At 74.3% G+C, this 3,268-nt stretch carries 4 protein-coding genes; 2 read left to right on the forward strand and 2 right to left on the reverse strand.

Annotated elements, in window-relative coordinates:
• On the forward strand, positions 1–552 hold a 552-nt coding region (locus ABZ646_RS43430), incomplete at its 5' end, for a glycoside hydrolase family 3 C-terminal domain-containing protein (RefSeq protein ID WP_360532402.1).
• A 77-nt stretch (positions 553–629) separates the two neighbouring features.
• Entirely contained in the window at positions 630–1,259 is a 630-nt protein-coding gene (locus ABZ646_RS43435; protein ID WP_360532405.1) for a hypothetical protein, read from the forward strand.
• A 17-nt stretch (positions 1,260–1,276) separates the two neighbouring features.
• Here ABZ646_RS43435 and ABZ646_RS43440 read toward each other — a convergent pair whose 3' ends face one another.
• Positions 1,277–1,669 (reverse strand): hypothetical protein, encoded by a 393-nt coding sequence (locus ABZ646_RS43440; protein WP_360532408.1) that lies wholly within the window; start codon positions 1,667–1,669, stop codon positions 1,277–1,279.
• Positions 1,670–1,812: 143 nt separating this feature from the next.
• A partial coding sequence (locus tag ABZ646_RS43445; RefSeq protein ID WP_360532411.1) for an ABC transporter ATP-binding protein occupies positions 1,813–3,268 on the reverse strand: 1,456 nt, incomplete at its 5' end.

Raw genomic sequence — 3,268 nt, forward strand, 5'->3', positions numbered from 1 at the left:
CTGGTCAACGAGGACGGCCTGCTCCCGCTGTCGCCCCGTGCGCACGGCAAGGTACTGGTGGTGGGCGCCGACCCGGCCTCCCCGTCCGGTACGACGGGTCCGCCCACCGGTGTCCTGGCCGCCGCCCTCACCGAACTCGGCTTCGCCGCGACCGCGTTGTCCACCGGTACCGACCCCTCCGCCGCGACGATCGACAGCGCGGTCACGGCGGCCCGCGGGACGGACGCGGTGGTCGTCGGGACGTACAACGTCACGGCGGGCGGCGGACAGCGGAAGCTGGTGGAACAACTGGTCGGCACCGGGCGGCCGGTGATCGTGGTCGCGGTGCGCAATCCCTACGACGTCGCGCACCTGCCCATGGTGAAGGCCTGTTTGGCGACCTACTCCTGGACCGACGTCGAACTGCGGGCCGCCGCCCGGGTGATCGCGGGTCGGGTGGCACCGCGGGGCAGGCTGCCGGTGCCGGTGCAGCGGGCGGACGATCCGGCGCAGGTGCTGTATCCGATCGGCCACGGGCTGACGTACCAGACGCACGTAACGGGCCGGGCATAACACCCCCAACAGGGGGAAAGCCTCCCGCACGACCGGCGGGGCCCATGGCCGCGGGCCCGCGCCGGCAGGGGGGCGGCATGAGGAACCGACGCATCGCGGGCGTGCTGGTGACGCTGTTCGTCGCCCTGCCGGCAGCCGGGTGCCTACCGGCCTCGCCGGGGGCCCCGGCCGACAGCGCGCGGCCCACGGCGGGCACGGCGGTGTCCGGGTACGGGGCGCGGTTCCTGGCGGTGGGCGAGTGCAGTTCGTTCGGGACCGCCGGCTTCACCGAGGTGCCCTGCACCGGCGAACGGGCGGCGGCCCGGGTGGTCGCCCGCCACGACGGCGCCGTCGCCGACGGGCCGCCGTGCCCGGCCACCACCGACTTCGTGCTGCACATCGCGGCCCAGCGCACGAACGGCGGCCAGGACGGTCACGGTGATGGTGCCGGAACGATCCCGCAGGGCTACGCCTGCATGCGCAACCTGGAGCCGCCGCACCCCGGTGACCCCGGCGGGGGCGGCGGACCGCGCACCGTCGTCGGCGACTGCGTCTACGGCTCGGGCCGCGGGCAGGTCCGCGAGACCGCCTGCGACGGATCGGGCGGACGGAGACCGCAGTACCGGGTGGTACGGGCGGTGACCGCACGGGACGACTGCCCGGCCGCGACCGCGCTCTACGTGCACCTCGGCGGTGACCGGCCGGTGGGCTGCGCCCGCCGCGTGTGAACGTACGGTGCCGCTCCTCAGCAGAGGATCCACCCCGAGCTCACCGAGCCGCCCGCCACCGCGCCCTTCACCCAGACGCAGCGGTGGCCGGCGTGGACGGTCACCGGGCCCGCGCGATGGGTGTACCTGCCCTTGTCGACGACCGGGCGGTTGCCGCGGGCCTGGACGCTGACGGACATGGTGCGCTGCGTGCCGGGGTCCTTGGCGAGGGTGACCGCGCAGACGTAGCCGCCCTGCCGGTAGACGTGCACCGTGCCGGTGGCGAAGGGCAGCGCCCGGACCTCACGGCCGGCACAGTTCCCGGCCGTCACCGCCCCGGCCTCGGCCGGCGCCACGAGGGCCAGCGCCCCGGAGACGGCCAGTACGGCCGCGCCGAACGCCAGCCGCCGTCGGGTCGCACCACTGTCCACCGTCGTCCCCTCCCATGCCCCGGCTGTGCCCCATCCATGTACGTACTGATGTACGGACGCACGACGTATGTCGGATGGTTGCACGGCCGTCAGGGACACGGGTCCGCCGCCCCCGCTCCGGTGCTCCGGGGCCGGGCGGCGGCTCAGCGGGCCGCGCCCACCGGCTCCTCCGGTTCCTCGGACCGGCCGATGAAGGTGCACCACAGTTCGGCGTACCGGCCGCCGCGCGCGAGGAGTTCCTCGTGGGTGCCGTCCTCGGCGACCCGGCCGTGGTCCATGACCACCACCCGGTCGGCGCGGGCGGCGGTGGTCAGCCGGTGGGCGACCACGAGCGTCGTACGACGGCCCGTGAGGCGGTCGGTGGCCAGGTTGACCTGCGCCTCCGTGGCCAGGTCGAGCGCCGCCGTCGCCTCGTCGAGGAGCAGCACGTCGGGATCGACGAGTTCCGCGCGGGCCAGCGCGATCAGCTGGCGCTGGCCGGCCGAGAGGTTGCGGCCGCGCTCGGCCACCTGGTGGAGGTAGCCGCCGTCGAGGGTGGCGATCATCTCGTGGGCGCCGACCGCGCGGGCCGCCGCCTCCACCTCGGCGTCGCTCGCCCCGGGCCGCCCGTACGCGATGGCGTCCCGGACGGTCCCCGGGAAGAGGTACGCCTCCTGGGGGACCACTCCCAGACGGTGCCGGTACGAGGTGAGGTCCAGGTCGCGCAGGTCCGTGCCGTCGGCGGTCACCCGGCCGCCCGTCGGGTCGTAGAACCGTGCGACCAGCTTGACCAGGGTCGACTTGCCCGCGCCGGTCTCGCCGACGAAGGCGACCGTCTGCCCGGCCGGGATGACCAGGTCGACTCCGACGAGGGCCGCGTCGGAGTCGTCGGCGCCGCCGTAGGAGAAGCGCACGTCCTCGAAGGCGATGTCGCCGCGCAGGGAACCGACCTCGCGCGGCCGCTCGGCGGACCTGGTGGACGTCGGCTCGCGCAGGAGTTCCTGGATGCGGCCGAGGGAGACGGTCGCCTGCTGGTAGCCGTCGAAGACCTGCGAGAGCTGCTGGACGGGCGCGAAGAACAGGTCGATGTAGAGGAGGTAGGCGACCAGCGCGCCGGTGGTGAGGGTGGCCGCCTCGACCCGGTGCGCGCCCGCGATCAGCACGCTCGCGGCGGCCACCGAGGACAGCAGCTGCACGAACGGGAAGTAGAGCGATATCAGGAACTGCCCCCGGGTCCGGGCCTTGCGGTAGCTCTCGCTGCGCTCGGCGAAGCGCCGGGAGCCGTCGCCCTCGCGCCGGAAGGCCTGCACGATCCTGAGGCCCGCCACCGACTCCTGGAGGTCGGCGTTGACCACCGACACCCGCTCACGGGCGAGTTCGTACGCCTTCACGCTCGCCCGGCGGAAGAAGAAGGTCGCGACGATCAGCGGGGGCAGGGTGATGAAGACGACGAGCGCGAGCTGCACGTCGATCACCAGCAGGACGGCCATGATGCCGAAGAAGGTGACGACGGAGACGAACGCGGTGACGAGTCCGGTCTGCAGGACGAAGGCCGCCCGGTGCAGGGCGGCCACCGTCCTGCCGGTGCCGGGCCCGCCCTCGACCGTGCGGCTCGGTGCC

It is taken from the genome of Streptomyces sp. NPDC007162, assembly GCF_040634175.1.
In the GTDB taxonomy this organism is placed as follows: Bacteria; Actinomycetota; Actinomycetes; order Streptomycetales; family Streptomycetaceae; genus Streptomyces.